Source organism: Escherichia sp. AM3, from assembly GCF_032029835.1.
Taxonomy (GTDB): domain Bacteria; phylum Pseudomonadota; class Gammaproteobacteria; order Enterobacterales; family Enterobacteriaceae; genus Escherichia; species Escherichia coli.
The window spans coordinates 1-357 of sequence record NZ_JAVUPQ010000687.1 but is presented as its reverse complement, the minus strand read 5'-3'; the positions used below and the strand labels follow the sequence as shown (position 1 = coordinate 357).

Sequence of the window (357 nt, the reverse complement as noted above, 5' to 3'; positions counted from 1 at the left end):
TTACCGACATTGTCGCCGTTCCCGAGAAATTCACCATACTGCGCCCCGATGCTGTTCCTGAAGTCAGGGACGTTGCGCCCCTCCAGCAGATAAAACGGACGTACCAGGTCATCCAGTGCCTCCCGTCCGCTGCAGTCCAGCGTCACACGCCCGTTACTCCAGCGGTACAGCAGGTTTTCAATAATGATTTTCTTACCCAGACGGCAGGGATTATTGGTTCTGTAATCCCATGACAATTTCCGGTAGACATCAATCAGTCCCTGTTCAAATGTCTGCATCTTACTGGCATTCAGATGGCGGAATGTTGCCAGTACATTGTCCAGGGTGATTTCAGGACAGGTGTCGCTCATCAGCTGG

At 52.1% G+C, this 357-nt stretch carries 1 protein-coding gene; it reads right to left on the bottom strand.

Annotated features, from left to right (window positions below):
* A partial coding sequence (locus tag RTW80_RS27895; RefSeq protein ID WP_312721364.1) for a DUF4942 domain-containing protein occupies positions 1 to 357 on the bottom strand: 357 nt, incomplete at both ends.